We start from the raw sequence: 18275 nt of genomic DNA, 5'->3' as shown, positions 1-18275 counted from the left end.
GTTAATGATTTTCCCGAAACGTGCACGTTCGCCGTATCCCAACCAACAAATGCGTGAAGGAAGGCCTTGGAACTGAATTTTCTCCTGAGCCATTTTAATCCAGTTACATAAATGCTTGTTGTAGCTAAATTCGCGTAAAATCACTTCGTCTGTTTTGCGGATATCTTCCGGGTCACCAGAAAGTGCTACCCAACGGAATGGCCCTTTACCTTCACAGAACTGTGGTCGAATGTAAGCTGGAACGAATCCTGGGAAGTCAAACGCACGTTCAACCCCTTCATCTTTTGCCACTTGACGGATGTTGTTGCCGTAATCAAATGTAATGGCGCCTTTGTCCATCATCTCTACCATTGAAGAAACATGCTTCGCCATCGATGCTTTAGAAAGCTTGACGTACTCCGTCGGGTTTTCTGAACGGAGCTTCGCTGCTTCTTCCAATGACATTTTTGATGGGATATAGCCGTTCAATGGATCATGTGCAGAAGTTTGATCCGTTAACACATCCGGAATAAAGCCACGTGCGATCATTTCCGGTAAGACGTCTGCGGCATTGCCAAGCAACCCAATCGATAACGCTTTTCCTTCCGCTTTTGCCTCTTCCGCTAAACGGATTGCTTCATCCAACGAATCTGTTTTTACGTCAGTATAGCGCGTTTCAATACGTCGATCGATACGCGTCTCGTCTACTTCAATACCGATACAAACTCCGCCAGCCATTGTTACTGCTAATGGTTGAGCACCGCCCATTCCACCAAGACCAGCTGTCAATGTAATGGTACCTTTCAAAGATTCTCCGAAATGTTGTTTTGCCAGTTCAGCAAATGTTTCATATGTTCCTTGGACAATCCCTTGTGATCCGATATAAATCCAGCTACCTGCTGTCATTTGGCCGTACATCATCAAGCCTTTTTTATCTAGCTCATGGAACGTTTCCCAGTTTGCGTACGCTGGCACAATATTCGAATTGGCAATCAACACACGTGGTGCATCTGTATGAGTTTTGAAAATCGCTACCGGTTTTCCGGATTGAACCAGCAAGGTTTCATCGTTCTCCAACTCTTTTAATGAGCGCACAATAGCGTCGTAACTTTCCCAGTTACGCGCAGCTTTACCGATTCCTCCGTATACCACTAAATCTTCAGGATGCTCTGCCACGTCTGGGTGTAAATTGTTGTTTAACATACGAAGTGCGGCTTCTTGTTGCCAGCCTTTCGTGTTCAATTCTGTTCCTCTATATTGGATAACTCGTTCAGTTGTATTCGCTTTCATTTTCATTCGCCCCCTTATTAATAGTTTCATTGTATCGTGAAAGTTCTGATAATTTATTTATAATTTAGTTTATTATTTATGTTTTATTGAATTATTTCTTTGATTTGAAAAGATTTTTATAATTTATTCCCGTTTCAATCATTTTTACATACAAAAAAGACCGATTGGATAATCGGCCTTGTAAAATACTTTTTTCTCCAAATAGACAACTAATGATATAACCAGAGAAACTAATTTATAATCGAAAAACTCGATTCATCTTCCCCAATTAAATCGATACTGGGTTGGGGTTTTCCCAGTTGATGCTCTGAACTTCGCATTGAAATAAGATTGATGTGTGAAACCCGCCAATCTCGATACTTCTTCTAAAGTTGCGTTTGTTTCTTTTAATAATCGTTTTGCTTCTCCAAGGCGAATTTCTTGTAGCGTTTCCCTGAAATTCTTGCCTGTACTTTTCGAAAACCTTCGACTTAATGTGCTTTTATTCATTTGCAAAGCATCTGCACAAGCCGCCAAGTTCCAATTCGAATCCCAATAATTTGATTCCATCATCATTCTTACTCTATCTGAGAAATTAGACGTCCCTGATTCCACTAAACTTGTTACTTTCATCAAATCCGCTGTGAAGTCACCAAAGCTTTGAATGATGTGATACATAACCGGCTCGCGGATGATGTCTTGAAATAGTTGATGGTACTGTTTTTCAAGGGGGGGATTTTGAATCGAATTGGCCGACATATATCTTCTGATTTGCGCAAGAACACTAGTCAAACGGATTCGCACCATTTCAGGATCCGGGTAAGGTGCTTCAAGGGTTAGAAAATCTTGCTCCAACCATTGACGAATTGCTTTAACGTCCTGTTTTCCTAGCATTTCAATCCACATGCGTTGCTCTATGGGAGACAAAAACGGATCCATTTCACACCACGATAAATCTTCAGCTTCAACGGATAAAATATCATAGCCATCATAAAAAACACGTTCTTGGAAGCGACGCATTTTTTGATAAAGTGAACGAATATCTTGGTCGCCAGGTGATTCGTATAAGTAAATGGACAATAGTGTATTGGATTGGCGTTTCCAAGACGCATAAAACGCCAGATAGGCTTCCTGCATGCTTTCAAGTTCAGGTAGTCGGTGTACAACAACAATAAAATCAGTAAACGGAAATAGTTCAAAATGCGAGGGGAATGCGAACTCTTCCAGCGATTTCACCAATTGCGTTCCCTCTTCCCGGCTCGCAGGAACAATTGCACTTAAGAGTACAGAAGTCCTTGGGTACGTTTTCGCCAACAATAAATCTTCATATGTAAAATTCGATTCTTGATATGCATCCAGTTGAGGAATCCCTTTCTTTTCGTTGCGCACACGAAAACGCGTTTGCTGGATATGCTTAATCAGATGTTCGGGCTGGAAAGGACGGAACAATAAATCTTCCGCTTTATGTTTAAGTGCACGGTATGCAGTTTGAAACGTTCGATCTGAGGATACCCCTAGCCACCTCGCTCCTGAAGGCAGGATACTTTCTTCCGAGGCAGACCATAAGTCCATATCAATAATATAAATATCAAATTCCCTGGAAACCATATCTTTTTGTAGAGTAGTGACTGAGTCCCCCAATTCCACAAAAACATCTCGCAACTGCGAAGAAATCATCCATTTTATTCCTTGTGCTTCTAGTGAGTCCTTCGTCAGAACGTATACATGCATAAAGAAACCCCCTTCTTCCATTACTTATCATTCGCACAAACATCTATAAAAAGTGCCCATAAACACTTTAGGTACAGGTAAAGAATATACGTACATTGTCATGTCTGCTCTCTTCATAAGCAAGAACTTTTGAAAAATCTCAAAGACCCTTTCACAAAAAAATAATTATTTTTCAGTACCTTGCATAGAATAATACTGCATGATATATTGTTCTTAACAGTACTGCATATTGTCTAGTAGTGGAAGGAGGGGGTTTAAGGTGAATATTCAATTCAAGAAAGGCGTACTTAATCTTTGCGTCCTTGTGTTATTGGATCAAAAAGATCGATATGGGTATGAACTTGTACAAAAAATCTCGGACCAAATCTCAATTTCCGAGGGATCTGTATATCCGTTATTGCGACGTCTGACCAAGGAAGGTTATTTCACTACTTATTTACAAGAGTCTACAGAAGGTCCTTCCCGTAAATATTACAAACTGACCGATTTAGGCAGAACATATTTACAGGAACAGTTAAATGAATGGAAAAGCTTCACAAACGGCGTGAATACTTTAATTGAGGAGAGTGTAAAAGATGACGGAACAACAATTTCTAAATGAACTTGAAATGGCTTTGACTAAACTTCCTTCCGATGAAAGAAACGATATTTTCCAGGATATTAAAGAGTATTTTACGGATGGACGTGTAGATGGTAAATCTGATAGCGAAATTGCCGCGTCCCTTGGCTCTCCAAAAGAAATTGCTGAAGAGCTTCTTGCCAATTATGTGCCCGAGAAAATTGATACAAATACAGACGCGAAAAAGATTCTTATAACGAATGATAACTTCACAAAAGTTGCCATGAACATCAAAATTGGCTCTTTACATGTATATCCATCTGATTCAGATGTCACCACTATTGAGCTAGTAAACCCGCATGAAAAATTAGCATTAACAGCAGACGTCATTGGAGACACATTATCGATTGACCTAAAAGCCCCTAAATTTGTATTCTTTGGATTTCTTCAGATCTTCAAAGGCGTAAAGGTCAATGTGGCTCTCCCCAAAAAACTATATACAGCTATTTCCATGAAGACAGATAATGGAGGCATTGTAGCGATAAAAGTTCTTGGAAAAACAGTGAAAGCAACTTCTGACAATGGAAGCATTGAAATAAAAGAAATTGCAGCAATGGTTCTGGACGTTGAAACAGATAATGGCCGTATAGCAATCGATAACGTTCAAGTCGACAAACTAACTACCGAGACGGACAATGGCAGAATTGAAATGCGGAATGTAGATGCCGAACAGGTTCACACAGAAACAGATAACGGACGAATCATCATGGAATATGTGAACGGAAATATTACCGGAAGAACGGATAACGGACAGATTTCACTTTTAACAACGAGCCTTGACCGCATGATTGATTTGGAAACGGACAATGGCAGCATATCGGTTGCGACTGAAAATAATCCGACAGATGTTTCGATTCGTGCAAGGGTTGACCATGGAAAAATTGATGTGTTTGGGGAGAAGAATTCCCGCACGACTTTCGGAAGTGGCACGAATACGGTTCAACTTTCTACGGATAACGGAAAAATAACTGTCTTTAAGAAAGAAGCAAACGTACCCGTTTAATTTCCATCAATCATATATAGACATCAAAAAAGCCCCTTGTGAGGGCTTTTTTTGTTCTTCTTCAAGCATGTATATAGACATTTGTTCCGATTGGCACGAAGGATGAGAGCTCCGTTACGTCATCGTTATACATCCGAATACACCCGTGCGAAACTTTCTTGCCAATGGACGAGGGATTATTTGTGCCGTGTATTCCGTAATGTGGTTTAGATAAACCCATCCATAACACCCCATATGGGCCACCTGGGTCATACTCTTTGTTCACAACAATATAATTTCCTCTTGGTGTAGGTGTTAACATTTTCCCGACTGCTATCGGATATGTTTTCAGCAATCTACTGGCATCGTAAAGTTTCAGTTGGCGTTTACTTACATTTACATCAATCCAAACCACCATAATTCCATCTCCCAAAATTGACTTACTTTAGGTATATGGCATGCCAAGTGGTTATGACCACGTTAGGTTGGAAAGTCATTCAATAGATGAGGCGAACATCGATTTTCGCATACAAAAAAGCAACTCCATTTTCGAAGTTGCTTTTGTTTACCTTATTTTGGAACGTCGCCCCCATAGGATGTCCATTCTTCACGGGATGGACCATACACTCCGATCATCGGCAGTCCTGCCAGGCGCATCAACATTGTCATTTGGCCGCGGTGGTGGATTTGGTGCTTAACGATAACGTTCAGTGTAGTAGCATTCGTCCACATTTCTCCATACATGTCGTGTTCTTCAGAAAGATTGGCATCCGTCCATTGTGAACGAATGGCTTCTTTGAATGCCATGTTCGCCTGTTTGTATCCAGCAGCAATTTCTGCTGCTGATTCCGGCATTGGTGCATCGTGATGTGGTGCTTCAAACTTCAGTCCGACACGTGACATCATTTCATTGATAGAAACGATCGTATGCCAAGCAAGGAAACCTAACGAACGCTCTCCTTCTTTGACTCTTGTTCCTAACGAATCATCGTTAAACAAGTCCAGTATTTGTTGGGTAGAGTCACTCTCGTAAGTCCATTCAGTTAAAAACTCATCAATTGTATGATACATAATTTTCCTCCTTAAGATTTCTTTCCTCTTAAGTATCTTTCGTGACAATAGTCAAAATACCTTCCTTACGCTTCGATTAATTGTTTTCTTCTCTCTTCAATGTCAACCAGTTCAGCATCCAATACATGCTTTTTGCCGGCTAATGAGTTCATGACTTTCATGATTTCTTTTACCGTATTTTGCAAGTTCCCTTGAGATCTGGATATTCGTGAATGAATGGTCCACTCACTGAAAATATCATCAAAAAAGTAATCGGCCATTTTGATAAACTCTCCGCGTTCCACGATAAAAGAATTGGCTTCAAGTGCCTGCACATCTTTGACTTCCGTTCTGAAGCGATGGAGAGCCATTTGTGCTTTATGAATCATATCTTCTGAGTCATCGATTGCACTATGCTTCATCGCAGTCACAATCATTCCGCCACCCAAAAACGTATCCCATGTTGAATAGTTGCGGGCAGATTCGAGCTGACTAATTGCTTTGGATAAAAGTACATTTGCTCTACTTCCTGCATCCCGTGCTTCTTCGATTTCACGAAGCATCGTTTGGACAACTGTTTTGCGGTCATACAGTTCTTCCATCACCGCTTTATCTTGCGGGGAATTGACTCGCAACCATCGCTCTTTTTCAATCATTAACTGTTGCCAGTTCGCATGAAGGTCTTGGAACTGTACATCTGCTAATGCTTGACGAATGATAGCTGATTCTACTTCCAGGTCTCGAACCACCTTCACCGCTTCGTTCCACTTCAATTCTATTGAAGCTGCTTCAGCCATTTCTTGATCACGGACATCTTCCTGCGTCCCTTTCCACTTTCTCATCACGTTGGAAAATGAAAACTCATCCAATTTTGCGACATCCCGTTGTTCTTTTGTCAGCTTACTTTCGAGTTCATTTCGTTTGTGTGTGTGTTCCAGGATTTCCGTTTGAAGAGAAGCTAATTTCTTTTGCAAGCGTTCTTGTTCATTGATTAATAGTTTTAGCTCCGATTGTCTTTGTTGAAACGTTGACCACATAGCCCATCACTCCCTTAGCTACTATACGAAATTCCAAAGATGAAGTTTCAGTTAATTTGTTTGGTAATTTAGTGAAATGTTGGAACTTTTGAGTGGGTTTTAGAGTCTAATAAGTAACTATTAATTTCGTGATGGATGGGATGGGTTTTGAGATGAAAAAGTGGATACTTCTGTTTGTCATACTGTTCCTTCTTGCGGTATATGCTGCTCTGTCAACTAAATTTCATTATCCCGAGCTTCCATTTTCTAATAAAACCAAGCAGGAAGTCGCAAAACTTGCTGTCTCATCGGAATTGCCGCTTTCTAAAGTGGCACAGCAAGACGGCTTTGTTTGGCTTGTAACGGATGATTCCCTCGATGTGGCACTTAATTCCCTCAAGCAGCGAATGAAAAAGAATGGATGGGAATTTGTCGAACAGAACGGCTCCAGCTATTTGTTTGAAAAGGGCAATGAAAAAGTATTCATTGAAAGTCAACAATGGACAGGCAATTTCCTGCTCTTTCAATTGCCGATTGGGTTGTAAATTTATTCTCTTTTAAATAGAGAAATGAATCGGCTCGGGCCAACAGGATGTTGGTCACGAAGGCGTTGCCACACGAGGTGGCGTTCTTAGCCTTCGCTCCTTTGTCCTCGTTGCGGGTTCTTGCCTGCCCGTTATTCCGCAGGAAAGAAGCGGGCCAAAGGTTTTGATTTGGACCGATTCTTTGCGACGAGTAACCGCAGGAGCAGCACTTTTGAAGCGTGAGACACACAAGTATTTGGTTTTCATACTTGTTGGCTCATGCGGAACATGCGGCTCGCGCAAATGTACGATAAACAATGTCATAGTAAATCAAAAAGCCCTTCGAGAATAATTCGAAGGGCTTTTCTTACAGCTATTTTTTCTTTTTAATGCCGAACGGCCACCATACACCACGATCAAACGATACGGTAATGGCCGGTATGAGTAATGGCAAGACAATCAAACCGTACAGCAATAATCCAATAACCACGATGGACGCGATTTGCATCAGGCTCAGAACCCCTGAAGGCATCATGGCACCAAATGTACCTGCTAATATAATGGCTGYCGTGATGATGACCGTTCCCATTTTGGCCATCGAAATACGCATAGCTTCTCGAACAGACAAACCACTTTCCGCCTCTTCTCGGAACCGGTCGAGAAGGAAAATGGAATAATCGACTCCAAGTGCAATCAGCATGACGAAACCGAAGAATGGAACAGCCCAGCTGATGCCGTCATATCCAAGTAGATTCTCGAAAATCAGTTCAGCAATGGCAATTGACGTAAAGTACGTCAGCAATAACGAACCGATCATGAACAATGGCATGATCATGGAACGGAATAAGATCGTCAAGACGACAAACAAACTAATCAACATAATCATGACAGTGCTTGAAAAATCGCTTGAAGAGATATCCGCTAAATCACTATTTACGCTCGATATACCACCAAAAGCAATGCTTGCATCTTCAAACGGTGTTCCTTTTACTTCTGATGCCACTGCGTCTTTCAAGCGTTGCACAGTTTTAATGGCTTCAGGAGAATATGGGTCATCCGAAAGGACTACTTCCATTTTTATCCCTTTGCCATCAGCGAATGTATATCTGTCCAATACTTGAGAAAATTCTTCACTTTCAAGTGTACCTGCAGGAATATACAGTCCAGTATCACGCACACTATCACTTTCACTCATCGCCTTCATCATGTCGCTGACTTCCGTAAGTCCGTCTGCAATTTGTGTTAGACCCTTATTGGAAGCTGCAAGCCCCTCAGTTACCTTAGATAATCCTTTACCGCCGCCACTTGCTCCGGCAAGGCCTTGCTGAATTTGACCAAGTTGACCACTGATGGCCGTCAAAGCACCGACTGTTTGTTGCACATTACCGGTCTGTTGTAACCCTTGTGTTGTCAGTGCCAACTGGTCGTTTAGCTGACCAAGTCCTGCCGCAACTTCTCCAAGTCCACCACTATTGCCAGCTCCAGCCAATCCGCTTTGAATTTGCTCAAGACCCGCTCCAATTTCAGTGAGTCCTTCGCGAGCTTCCGTTAATCCATCCGCCATCAAACCAAGTTGATGATCGACATATAAGTCTTCGATCATTTCCCCAGTAGGTCGGGTGACTGTTCTAATCTTCTCAACACCTTCGATTTGTTCAAAGCGTTGACTTAAACTCTCCACATACGGAATCATTTCTTCGTTTGCTAGCTTCTCATCCGATTCAATAATGACTTGAACTGGCAACGAGTCCCCTTTGCCAAAGCCATTTTCTATGGCGCGTAAGCCTTTAACCGATTCATAGTTACTGCCGATTTCATCCACTGTGTTAAATGACAAGGAGTTATCGTATGTCAGCAACAAAGGAACCGTAATAATTGCGACAACCAGCATAGATAGAACCGGGCGATTGACGGAAAGCTTGCTCATCCATCCCCATAAGCCGCTGTCGTGGTGCGCTGCCGATTTTTTCGAAGGCCAGAATAGTTTTTCTTTCAATACCAACATAAACACTGGCACAATCGTAAACAATACGAGCAATAGAACCGCTATCCCTACCGCAACGGCAACGGCCGAWTTAAATATTGGGAAATCCGCAAAACCTATCGCGAAGAACCCAATAAATACAGCAAGACCACTGATCAGTAACGTACGGCCGGCAGTTTTGTAGGTGTTTACAATGGCTTCTTCTACCGAGTGACCTGCAGATAATTCTTCCTTGTAACGGCTCAGCAGTAAAATACAGTAGTCCGTTCCAATCCCGAACAATATCGCCACCAAGAAAATCTGGGTATAGTTAGAAACCGGGAAACCAAACCAATCGATGAAAAATGCCACAAGTGATTGGCTCAATAAATACGTAAGACCCACTGCCACCAAAGGAATGAATGGCGTGACAATCGAACGGAAAACAGCAAGCAACAAACCAAAAATCAACACAACTGTAATAAGCTCTGTCCGCTTTAAGCCTTCTTGCGCACTTTTATTAACATCATTGTTGATGATGGCTTCGCCTGTCACGTAAGCTGTCATGTCTGAAGGAATGATCGAATCGCGAATTTCTTGTGCAACCTCATTAACTTCTTCATCAGACCCATCCACTGTAATGGGAATAAGTACTGTTTTTTTATCTTCCGAAACGAGTTGACTCTCGAGCTCTTCACTTTCAACGGGATTTAAGACACTGGTCACCGTTTCTGAAAGTGCTGAGATTTTCTTCGCCATATTGCCCAATTGTTCACGGTCAACATCCCTCAGTGCTTTATCAAGTTCCACAACAACGGAAATCGTTTGGTCACTTTCGCCTGCATCCGCCAACATTTTGGCGGCTTTTTGTGACGACGCCTCTCCAGACAGCTGGATTGAGCCCGCTTCTTCCGCTTGTTTCGTCAAATTTGGGGCGATGATAAATAAGAGAATCGTGATGGCGAGTAAACCGATGGTGATTGGCCATTTCCATTTTAATATCGTTTTCATTCGTCAGACTCCATTCATTTTCAAAATTTCTCTTAACTTGCGGAACGTCACTAAAAATTGGTCAATTTCCCGATCATCCACTTGATTGGACATCAATTTTCCAATATATTCATGCAATACTCGGTCTGATTCATTGATGACATCTTCCCCTAAACTCGTCAGCACAAGAATCTTCTCTCGCTTATCTCCTGAAGGCTTTGTGTCAATCAACTCTTTTTCCATCAGTTTTTTTATACGATTGGATATGGCGCTTTTATGTACGCCTTGCAAAATGGCGAGTCGACTTGATGTTATTTCCCCTTCTTTGTAAATCAGTTTCAATACTTGAATTTGTTCAGGTGAATATTCTTTCCATATTGGGTCATCCACACTTCGAATGACGCGTTCAGTCCCATATATGAGTACCTCTTCAAAGAGTGATACCGCTTCTTTTATTCTTTCATCCATAATAGTTTACCCCCTAAACCAATAATAGTAGTTTAGGGGGTAAACTATGCAAAGTCAATGATATTGGAGCGGGGTAAAGATGATGGCGAACATAAGTTTCGTAGAGGAGGATTCAGCTGTTTTCATCTACAATTGAACATAAAAAAATCTCCTCAACAATATCGAGGAGATTCGGCTTATGCATAAACTGATGATCGCTCACCATTCTTGACCACGTGACGATTGCGTCCCTGTTCTTTTGCTTTTAATAATAGTTCCCCCTATCCTGAACGCCTTTTTCTGAAAACCAACCATAAACATACGAAAATGAAGAAAGCCACCAATTCAAGAGATACGATGTACCATGGATATGGTCCCAGGTAATCAAGCAGACTGCCGTTCAGTGGTTTTGTCCGTAAAAACATATAGTTTCCGTTAACTAAAACATTGATGACAAACACGATTGGCAGCAATACGTTCAATGCGAGCATCGTTTTGAGGATTCCTTTAAAAGTAGGGCGGCACCCTTTCACCCATGTAAAATATAGCGCTACAAGGACAATTCCCGAATGCGTGAAAAAGAAGTGGAAGTACCTGAAATGCGGGAAGCTTAAATCCAATACTGGTGTTGAAATTGCTTGAAGTGCACCGCCTATTCCTGCATAGAAAACAAAATCATAGACATGCTTATTCCCGGTCCACAACAGAACCATGGTCAACGCTAAACTGATGCTACACAATTCGAGTGGCAACGAACTACTCCAGTTCCATCTTCCGGTTTGAAAGAGCCAAATATAATACGCGATATCCATGCCCAGTAAGGACAGGGCAAAAAGACGTTCTATTTGTTGCGCTTTGCGAGGTTGAAGCGTCCATCTATTTTTGAAAGCAAATAACAAAACAATTAATAGAACCAATCCCACAATTACGATCTGATGTGCCGTCGAAAACATAACAAATGCAGGTCCCTCTTGTTCCAACATTGCGTTTCCTCATTTCATTTTTCTTGCCCATCTATACATACCTATTCATTTCCATTCCTCGAAATCCCTCGTTTTAGTTAGTTTCTTATAAAGAAAAAGGAAGAGACTAGGTGGTTGGCGAATAATAAATAGTAGATACATCATTCACTTTTACGAAACATGGTAAATATAGATCGGTGGCTCTCTTAATTCTTGTTTGCTCCCTTGCGATTAAGGAGTGGCAGACTAGCAATAATTTAATGTAAATGGTAGTTAAAGAAATGGAGGAATCTCACATGAAAAACACGATTATGGATCGAATTGTTTCCCTTCAAAGCGAAAATGATTTTTCTGGAACCGTTTTGGTAAAAGAAAGCGAGAATGCTCTTATTGATCGTAGCTTTGGATATGCCAATCGGGCAGAAGCAATAAACAATCAGTCTGGAACCAGGTATGGAATTGCTTCAGGATGCAAACTCTTCACCGCGATCGCCATCTGCAAACTCGTGGAGGAGAAAAAACTTTCCTTCGACTCCAAATTGAAAGACTGTCTGGATGTAAAGTTTCCTCATTTTGATGACAACGTCACTGTCCATCACTTGCTTACCCACACATCGGGCGTTCCTGATTATTTTGACGAAGAAGTCATGGATGATTTTGAGGAGTTGTGGATCAAAACGCCAATGTACCATATCAGGACCTTGAAGGATTTCCTTCCTCTTTTCCAAAATGAACCGATGAAAAATCCACCAGGTGAGAGTTTCAGTTACAATAACTCCGGCTATATTTTGCTAGGGTTGATTGTGGAACAGGCAAGTGGATTTCCCTTCACTGACTATGTGGAAGAATACATTTTCAAAAAAGCTGAGATGGTCGATTCGGGCTACTTTTCTTTTGACTCCCTACCTGAGAGAACGGCATGGGGATACATCGATCATTCTGATGGAACGTGGAAAACCAATATGTACTCACTGCCTGCAAAAGGTGGGTCGGATGGCGGCGCCTATGTCACCGTTACCGATATGGCTCTTCTCTGGGAATCTCTTATGAATCATCAAATTCTTAGCAAGGAAATGACTGATCACCTGCTTACGGCACATGTTCAAGTAAAAGAAGGCAGCTACTATGGTTATGGGATTTGGATTAATAAAAAAGACGAGATCGTATCCAAGTATCATGTTATGGGCTATGACCCAGGCGTAAGTTTTCACTCGGCATATTACCCGGATGATTCCCGCATTGTTGTGGTTTGTTCAAATAAGTCGTCTGGTGCGTATAAAATCATGGCGGCCATTGAAGACGAATGGACAAAAGTGACCAACCACTAGACAAAGATAAAACGAGGTGAACCAATATGAATAATGACTTCCGGTCTTTTTGGGAACAATTTTTAGGGATTGCATAATTAAGTGATGGAGGTAGACTAATGGATAATTTGGAGTGGTTGGTTATGTATGGATTCCTACTTGTCATTGGAGCCCTTGTCGTCCGATGGATTAGACTCATCAAAAACAATACGGACGTGCAGGTTGAACAAAACAAGGCAATCATCTCGCTGTTAAAAGATATACAGTTGAAAAAGGAAAAGAGTTTTTGACAGTTGTGGTCAAAAACCCTTTTTTTCATCTGTGTTATATCAAAAATAAAGCATAGAAAAATTTCCAAGTTCATTTTAATATGCGTATGATTTTCACGAGGTTCTTGTTGAATTACCGTTTCTTAAACCTCTTCCAAACGATGAAACTTAAAAGAACAATGCCGACAGCAATAATAACAGCAATCATTGCATTCGATTCGGCAATTCCCGCTTGTTCTGCAACTAAATCCACTTGTTCAGTCGGTTCTTTTCCTTCTCCGAGAACGGTCAAGTCTTCCTGTGCAGCACTTAACCCTGTTGTTCGATCACAGATGACTGTTACGAGCTCTGCTTTATCTCCATACATCGTAGACTCAGTCGCATACACTAAATATTCCTGACCCACCTGGAATTCATAGCCGCAATCACCCCCACCACTTCCGGTGGTAATAATTACTTGAGACTCCGATACACCTTTCCAGGTTTCTGCTACCTCAATTAATACTCTTTTCTTCACATACCCCTTAAAGTTTTTTTGTTCTTTCACTTCAAGTACTTTACCTGAAAAAACGGCTTGTGAGCGTTCCAACTCATCTTCTACTGATGGAGGCTGAGCACATGAACATGCGTAGCTGGTTGTCGGAACGATGGACAAGCTGATCAAACTAAAAACGACACCTAACATCATTGTCACAAGAATCTTATTCCTCATGAACTACTCCCCTTACCTTCAGACCTTTTTCTGTTCATTCCGAAGCCTTCTTTTAATGACGAAATAGACCAATAATCCAATGGCTGTCAAAATAACGAGAACTGGTAAGTTACCAACGAAGAATACAATCAATGCAGAGAATGCCGAAAGTAAGGAATTCATGCTTGTCTCGAATTGTTTTTTTGTTTTTTCCCATGTATTTAACTCTTTGCTATCTATCTCAGGAACAACCACACGCTTTTCATACATTGTGATTTCAATCGTCGAGAACGACGTCTGGTTTTCAAGATACTTCATCTTACCGACCATCACTTCAATCTCTTCTTGAACTTGTGCTAAATCTGCAGAAATTTTCAGCAAGTCTTCGGTTTTTTGTGCTTTGCTCATGAAATCCAGTAAGCGTTCTTCAACCGCTCGTTTTGATTTCACTCGTGATTCGAGGTCCACGTATTGCTCTGTGACATCCTGACCCGTCACATTGCGTTCCAACACTTTTGCCGCTTCTCCTTCAGCTTCTAATAGAAACTTTTCAAAGTACTCTTCTGGGACCCTTACAATCATTTTGCCGCCGCTCGTTTGTTCGTCTTCTTGGTAGACGTTAGACTCCACGATGTATCCACCATATTGCTCGACTTTCTTCTGAATATTACTTTGTGCTTTATCCAATTCTTTGACGTTCACACTTAATATCGCCTTATGAATGATCATTCTTTCCACTGCAACAGTAGGTGCTGTTTTCTTGGCTTCACCTGAACTTGAATTGTTAGCTAATTCCTCAGACTCTTCCGTAGCTACTTCATTGGAATCTGACTGCGGTGCAAGCGCTTTGTCCTCGGAACTTTCAGCTTTCTCCTCGCCCCCGCTACACGCAGCTAATAAAACCAACAAGCTGGAAAGTAGTATGAATAAAATCCTCTTCCTCATCTTCGACTACCCCCTATCTCTATAGTATTTATGACGCGATGGACAGGAAAAATGTTGCAATTTTCTAATTATTTTTTAAAACACATCACAAACCCCCATGTGTCCTGGACATGGGGGTTAAAAGTTAACGTAGTTGTTCGTTTGGGTAACTAAAGACTCGACACTCTCTTTAAATAAAATAATCGGCCGAAGATGCAATTTCGGCCGATTCCTGCTTCATTCATTTTTGGGTTCGGACTGTTCGTAAACGACGGAACTGAGCAATTTCTTTAAATAGAAGTTGCCAGAAAACAAATGATGCGATTAACAAAAACCCAATCTTCCACCCCTGTCCCCAGTCATTGAAATATACATAATAGGACATTGATGCAAACACACCTACATAAAAAATCAGGCCCCAAAGAAGTGACTCTCGTTTTACATAGAACTTAATCGCAAACAACAATGCGCAAATGCCTAATAGCACCCACTTCAACGTATCGAACTCCATTAGGTTCTCCCCTTACAAACCAGATTGTTTTGAATAATTTCTTCGTATCATTCCGTGTGCTTGTTGCATTCCTAATTTTTCATAGTATCCCATCAAGTCTTCATCACACATCAGATCAATCATATAAATATCACTCAATACGTTAAACATTTCTTTGACAAGTTGTTTACCAATACCTTGTCCTTGATAAGCTGGCAAAACTTCCAAAAACGGTATATAAGCAGACAATACATCATCACTGTTCGCTGTGATGAACCCGATGACTTGATTGGATTTCTCATAAATTGCCAATACCACATGTGAGCTTTTTTTCAGTAATTTAAGATGGACTTCAGACGATGGCGGATTTGGCCACCCAACAAAAAATCCATTCAATTGATCTTTTGTTATATCTTTAATACATGTTGTATAGATCATTTTGAGAACTCCCTTCTAATATTATGGAAAATTATACATTTATGACAGCCACCTGCCTATTGTAAATGTATAATAACTTTAGGGAGTGATTATTATTCTATTTCAGAAAAAAACGATTAAAAAATCCACTGAATCTAATAACAAAATTATAACAAGAAAAGTTGATGTAGTAGGAAGGATTAATTTGCCATTAGAAATAAGATCATTACTTTGTATTAACAATAATAGTTCCATCGAATTTTTTATTCAAGATGACTTATTAGTACTAAAAAAATATATTTCAAGTGATGATTTGAATAAATCCACTTAATTTTTTCACTCAAGATTTACTAATTAAAAATTGAAACAGAGGATGTTATTATGCAAAAAAAAATTGATTTTACTAATTGGCTTTTAAAAAACACTAATCTTTCTATAAGTACTACAGGGAAATACTCTAGTGCGATTAGTACAATTTCCAAGGGTTTAATGAAATATGATTTAGTTAATAAAAGTTTATATTATATTGACGATCCCATCTTGCTAGAGTCTTTAACTATAAAATATTTAGCTGTCCCAGAATTTTCGGAGAAAGATTTACGAGGAAATAGAATGTATAGTAATGCTTTAAAATATTTCTTAAGCTTCACTAAGTCTACATACCTTGATACAAATCATAAAACGTTATAACAAGATGTGAGAATAACTTTGTATTTTCATACAACCCTAATTCTCCTGTTACCCTTCAATTCTAAGGTAAATGCTGGTTGACTCCAATGTACAATTTAATTTACAATAACCCTATCAAGTTAAATAAATACTTTAACTTTCGGGGAGGGTTAAGATATGTATACAATAAGTAAAGAAAAAGTACGAGAGCATATGAAAAATAATGACATTTCTACCCAACAAGAATTAGCTGATAAATTGGAGATAAGTAAAAACCAACTATCTATGCTACTCTCCTCAAAATTTAATCCTATTAAGTCTAATGTTCTTAAATTATGTTCTGTGCTAGATATTAAACTAGAAGAAATATTAGATTACGAACAATATTCAATGGATTTAGAGGATATTGAAAATATAGTAGAACATTCACAAGACGAAGAATCTATAAATGTTTCTGACTTTGAGGGTAATAAGTTTGTTGATATTAGGGATGTAGTACCTAATAAACAATATACTGCTGTTGAGCTTTTTGCTGGAGCAGGTGGATTAGCTCTTGGTCTTGAAGAGGCAGGTTTTGACACATTAGGCTTAGTTGAATTAGATAAGTATGCTTGTCAAACCCTCAGGTTTAATAGACCAAACTGGAATGTAATTGAGAAAGACATTATCGAGGTAGCTGAGATGGGCATTAGAAACTTTATTGATGCCCCCATCGGTGAAGTTGATTTGTTATCAGGCGGATTTCCTTGCCAAACATTTAGTTATGCGGGCAAAAAGATGGGTTTATCTGATGCAAGAGGAACAATGTTTTATTACTATGCTAAAGTTCTTGAGCAAATGTTACCCAAAATGTTTTTAGCTGAGAACGTTAAAGGCCTTGTTAATCATGATAATGGCAGAACTTTAGCAACTATGATAAAAGTTTTCTCAGATATCGGCTACAAAGTTCAATGGAAAGTTTTAAAAGCTCTAGATTATGATGTAGCTCAAAAGAGAGAAAGAATTGTAATTGTCGGAATTAGAAATGACCTTGCCAAAATGCACGATCTTTCCTATCAACTACCAAACCCATATGGATATACACTGACGTTAAGAGATATCTTAAAAAATGTTCCAGAATCAGCTGGCGCTAAATATCCTGAATCTAAAAAGAAGGTTTTAGATCTTGTACCTGCTGGTGGATATTGGAGAGATATTGATCAAGAAATCGCCAAAGATTATATGGGTAAAAGTTACTACTCAGGAGGAGGAAGAACTGGCATGGCCAGAAGACTTTCATGGGATGAACCATCACTTACATTAACCTGTTCACCTGCACAAAAGCAAACTGAAAGATGTCATCCTGATGAAACGAGACCTTTTACTGTTAGCGAGTATGCTAGAATTCAGAGTTTTCCGGACACATGGACTTTTGATTGTTCCATGTCCAATGCTTATAAACAAATTGGTAATGCTGTTCCTGTAAACCTAGCTAAAGCTGTGGGCCTATCTATAGTAGATGTCCTGAATAAAATTAATTAAATATAAAGTAAGTATCTTCTGGCTAATTTGCTTTACATATAACTACTCAATTGAGGTGCTTGTGTATATAAGAAAAAAGCCTAGTTCAAAGAACTAGGCTTTTTTGTATTTTCTTTGATTTTAGAAATTTTCTTCATTTCCGCTCGTTTACATGCCTTTACGGATTGATAATGCTAAATTCTCATTTACAAATAAGGTACGCGCAACAGCCTTTGTATCTTGAGTCACCGTTTCTTCTAGACTTAGAAACTTGTCATTTGATTCAGTTTCATTAACAGAGGGATGTGCCTCTAGATATGAAGCTCTAGATGAAATGGCACTAAATAACATTGAATAGCGATAGAGGCCTTTTGCATAATTAATATCGCTTTCTTCTGATAAATTACGAATGTGTGCTAGCAGATACTTGTTATCTTTATTAATAACCACACGTTCACCATCCCATAGAGCAGCTG

20 protein-coding genes are annotated in these 18275 nt (G+C 39.9%); 7 read left to right on the top strand and 13 right to left on the bottom strand.

Annotation, left to right across the window (positions count from 1 at the left end):
- Together hutU and AC1DSB_RS03835 are read right to left on the bottom strand one after the other, a co-directional pair.
- Window positions 1–1269 (bottom strand): urocanate hydratase (hutU, locus tag AC1DSB_RS03840; protein ID WP_477585794.1); only part of this gene is annotated, 1269 nt, incomplete at its 3' end.
- Window positions 1270–1524: 255 nt separating this feature from the next.
- Complete coding sequence (locus tag AC1DSB_RS03835; protein WP_369758251.1) at window positions 1525–1818, bottom strand: helix-turn-helix domain-containing protein; 294 nt, start codon at window positions 1816–1818, stop codon at window positions 1525–1527.
- A 1420-nt stretch (window positions 1819–3238) separates the two neighbouring features.
- Between AC1DSB_RS03835 and AC1DSB_RS03830 the strand changes: the two genes are divergently transcribed.
- Window positions 3239–3580, top strand: a complete 342-nt coding sequence (locus tag AC1DSB_RS03830; protein ID WP_342542685.1) for a PadR family transcriptional regulator — start codon at window positions 3239–3241, stop codon at window positions 3578–3580.
- Window positions 3555–4601, top strand: coding sequence for a DUF4097 family beta strand repeat-containing protein (locus AC1DSB_RS03825; protein ID WP_477531046.1), 1047 nt, complete (start codon window positions 3555–3557; stop codon window positions 4599–4601). The genes AC1DSB_RS03830 and AC1DSB_RS03825 overlap by 26 nt, the downstream gene beginning before the upstream one ends.
- A gap of 61 nt (window positions 4602–4662) precedes the next feature.
- On the opposite strand, the gene AC1DSB_RS03820 is transcribed toward AC1DSB_RS03825, so the two are convergent.
- The 3 genes from AC1DSB_RS03820 to AC1DSB_RS03810 form a co-directional block, all read right to left on the bottom strand.
- A complete protein-coding gene (locus AC1DSB_RS03820; RefSeq protein WP_016429843.1) occupies window positions 4663–4998 on the bottom strand; it encodes a L,D-transpeptidase in 336 nt (111 codons plus the stop codon).
- 152 nt (window positions 4999–5150) lie between these two features.
- Window positions 5151–5651 carry a DinB family protein gene (locus AC1DSB_RS03815; protein ID WP_477531045.1) on the bottom strand — a complete coding sequence of 167 codons (501 nt, stop codon included), beginning with the start codon at window positions 5649–5651 and terminating at the stop codon, window positions 5151–5153.
- A gap of 65 nt (window positions 5652–5716) precedes the next feature.
- A complete protein-coding gene (locus tag AC1DSB_RS03810) occupies window positions 5717–6667 on the bottom strand; it encodes a hypothetical protein (protein WP_477531044.1) in 951 nt (316 codons plus the stop codon).
- Window positions 6668–6819: 152 nt separating this feature from the next.
- On the opposite strand from AC1DSB_RS03810, the gene AC1DSB_RS03805 reads away from it, so the two are divergent.
- On the top strand, window positions 6820–7191 hold the full coding sequence (locus tag AC1DSB_RS03805; protein ID WP_342542680.1) for a hypothetical protein: 372 nt from the start codon (window positions 6820–6822) through the stop codon (window positions 7189–7191).
- A gap of 352 nt (window positions 7192–7543) precedes the next feature.
- Here the strand turns inward: AC1DSB_RS03805 and AC1DSB_RS03800 are convergent, their stop codons facing one another.
- The 3 genes from AC1DSB_RS03800 to AC1DSB_RS03790 form a co-directional block, all read right to left on the bottom strand.
- The gene (locus tag AC1DSB_RS03800) at window positions 7544–10144 is read right to left on the bottom strand and encodes an MMPL family transporter (protein WP_477585792.1); all 2601 of its coding nucleotides are present in this window, start codon (window positions 10142–10144) and stop codon (window positions 7544–7546) included.
- Between the two features lie 3 nt (window positions 10145–10147).
- A complete protein-coding gene (locus AC1DSB_RS03795; protein WP_477531042.1) occupies window positions 10148–10591 on the bottom strand; it encodes a MarR family winged helix-turn-helix transcriptional regulator in 444 nt (147 codons plus the stop codon).
- A 260-nt stretch (window positions 10592–10851) separates the two neighbouring features.
- A complete protein-coding gene (locus AC1DSB_RS03790) occupies window positions 10852–11553 on the bottom strand; it encodes a YwaF family protein (RefSeq protein ID WP_477531041.1) in 702 nt (233 codons plus the stop codon).
- 275 nt (window positions 11554–11828) lie between these two features.
- On the opposite strand from AC1DSB_RS03790, the gene AC1DSB_RS03785 reads away from it, so the two are divergent.
- Together AC1DSB_RS03785 and AC1DSB_RS03780 are read left to right on the top strand one after the other, a co-directional pair.
- Entirely contained in the window at window positions 11829–12860 is a 1032-nt protein-coding gene (locus AC1DSB_RS03785; protein WP_477531040.1) for a serine hydrolase domain-containing protein, read from the top strand.
- Window positions 12861–12958: 98 nt separating this feature from the next.
- Window positions 12959–13129, top strand: coding sequence for a hypothetical protein (locus AC1DSB_RS03780; protein WP_016429834.1), 171 nt, complete (start codon window positions 12959–12961; stop codon window positions 13127–13129).
- 112 nt (window positions 13130–13241) lie between these two features.
- Here AC1DSB_RS03780 and AC1DSB_RS03775 read toward each other — a convergent pair whose 3' ends face one another.
- From AC1DSB_RS03775 to AC1DSB_RS03760, 4 genes are all read right to left on the bottom strand, one after another.
- A complete protein-coding gene (locus AC1DSB_RS03775) occupies window positions 13242–13820 on the bottom strand; it encodes a hypothetical protein (RefSeq protein WP_477531039.1) in 579 nt (192 codons plus the stop codon).
- A gap of 18 nt (window positions 13821–13838) precedes the next feature.
- Complete coding sequence (locus AC1DSB_RS03770; protein ID WP_477585790.1) at window positions 13839–14744, bottom strand: DUF4349 domain-containing protein; 906 nt, start codon at window positions 14742–14744, stop codon at window positions 13839–13841.
- A 220-nt stretch (window positions 14745–14964) separates the two neighbouring features.
- Entirely contained in the window at window positions 14965–15234 is a 270-nt protein-coding gene (locus tag AC1DSB_RS03765; RefSeq protein WP_477531037.1) for a hypothetical protein, read from the bottom strand.
- 12 nt (window positions 15235–15246) lie between these two features.
- Window positions 15247–15651 carry a GNAT family N-acetyltransferase gene (locus AC1DSB_RS03760; protein WP_477531036.1) on the bottom strand — a complete coding sequence of 135 codons (405 nt, stop codon included), beginning with the start codon at window positions 15649–15651 and terminating at the stop codon, window positions 15247–15249.
- A gap of 360 nt (window positions 15652–16011) precedes the next feature.
- On the opposite strand from AC1DSB_RS03760, the gene AC1DSB_RS03755 reads away from it, so the two are divergent.
- Together AC1DSB_RS03755 and AC1DSB_RS03750 are read left to right on the top strand one after the other, a co-directional pair.
- Window positions 16012–16320: a hypothetical protein gene (locus AC1DSB_RS03755; protein ID WP_477531035.1), complete on the top strand. Its 309-nt coding sequence runs from the start codon at window positions 16012–16014 to the stop codon at window positions 16318–16320.
- 156 nt (window positions 16321–16476) lie between these two features.
- Entirely contained in the window at window positions 16477–17820 is a 1344-nt protein-coding gene (locus AC1DSB_RS03750; RefSeq protein WP_477531034.1) for a DNA cytosine methyltransferase, read from the top strand.
- A 147-nt stretch (window positions 17821–17967) separates the two neighbouring features.
- On the opposite strand, the gene AC1DSB_RS03745 is transcribed toward AC1DSB_RS03750, so the two are convergent.
- Window positions 17968–18275: hypothetical protein (locus AC1DSB_RS03745; RefSeq protein ID WP_477585788.1), on the bottom strand; the 308-nt coding region annotated here is incomplete at its 5' end.

Source organism: Paenisporosarcina sp. P4_E4_2 (genome assembly GCF_056401595.1).
Note: the sequence above shows the minus strand (reverse complement) of the source record. Positions and strands in the feature narration are given on the sequence as shown.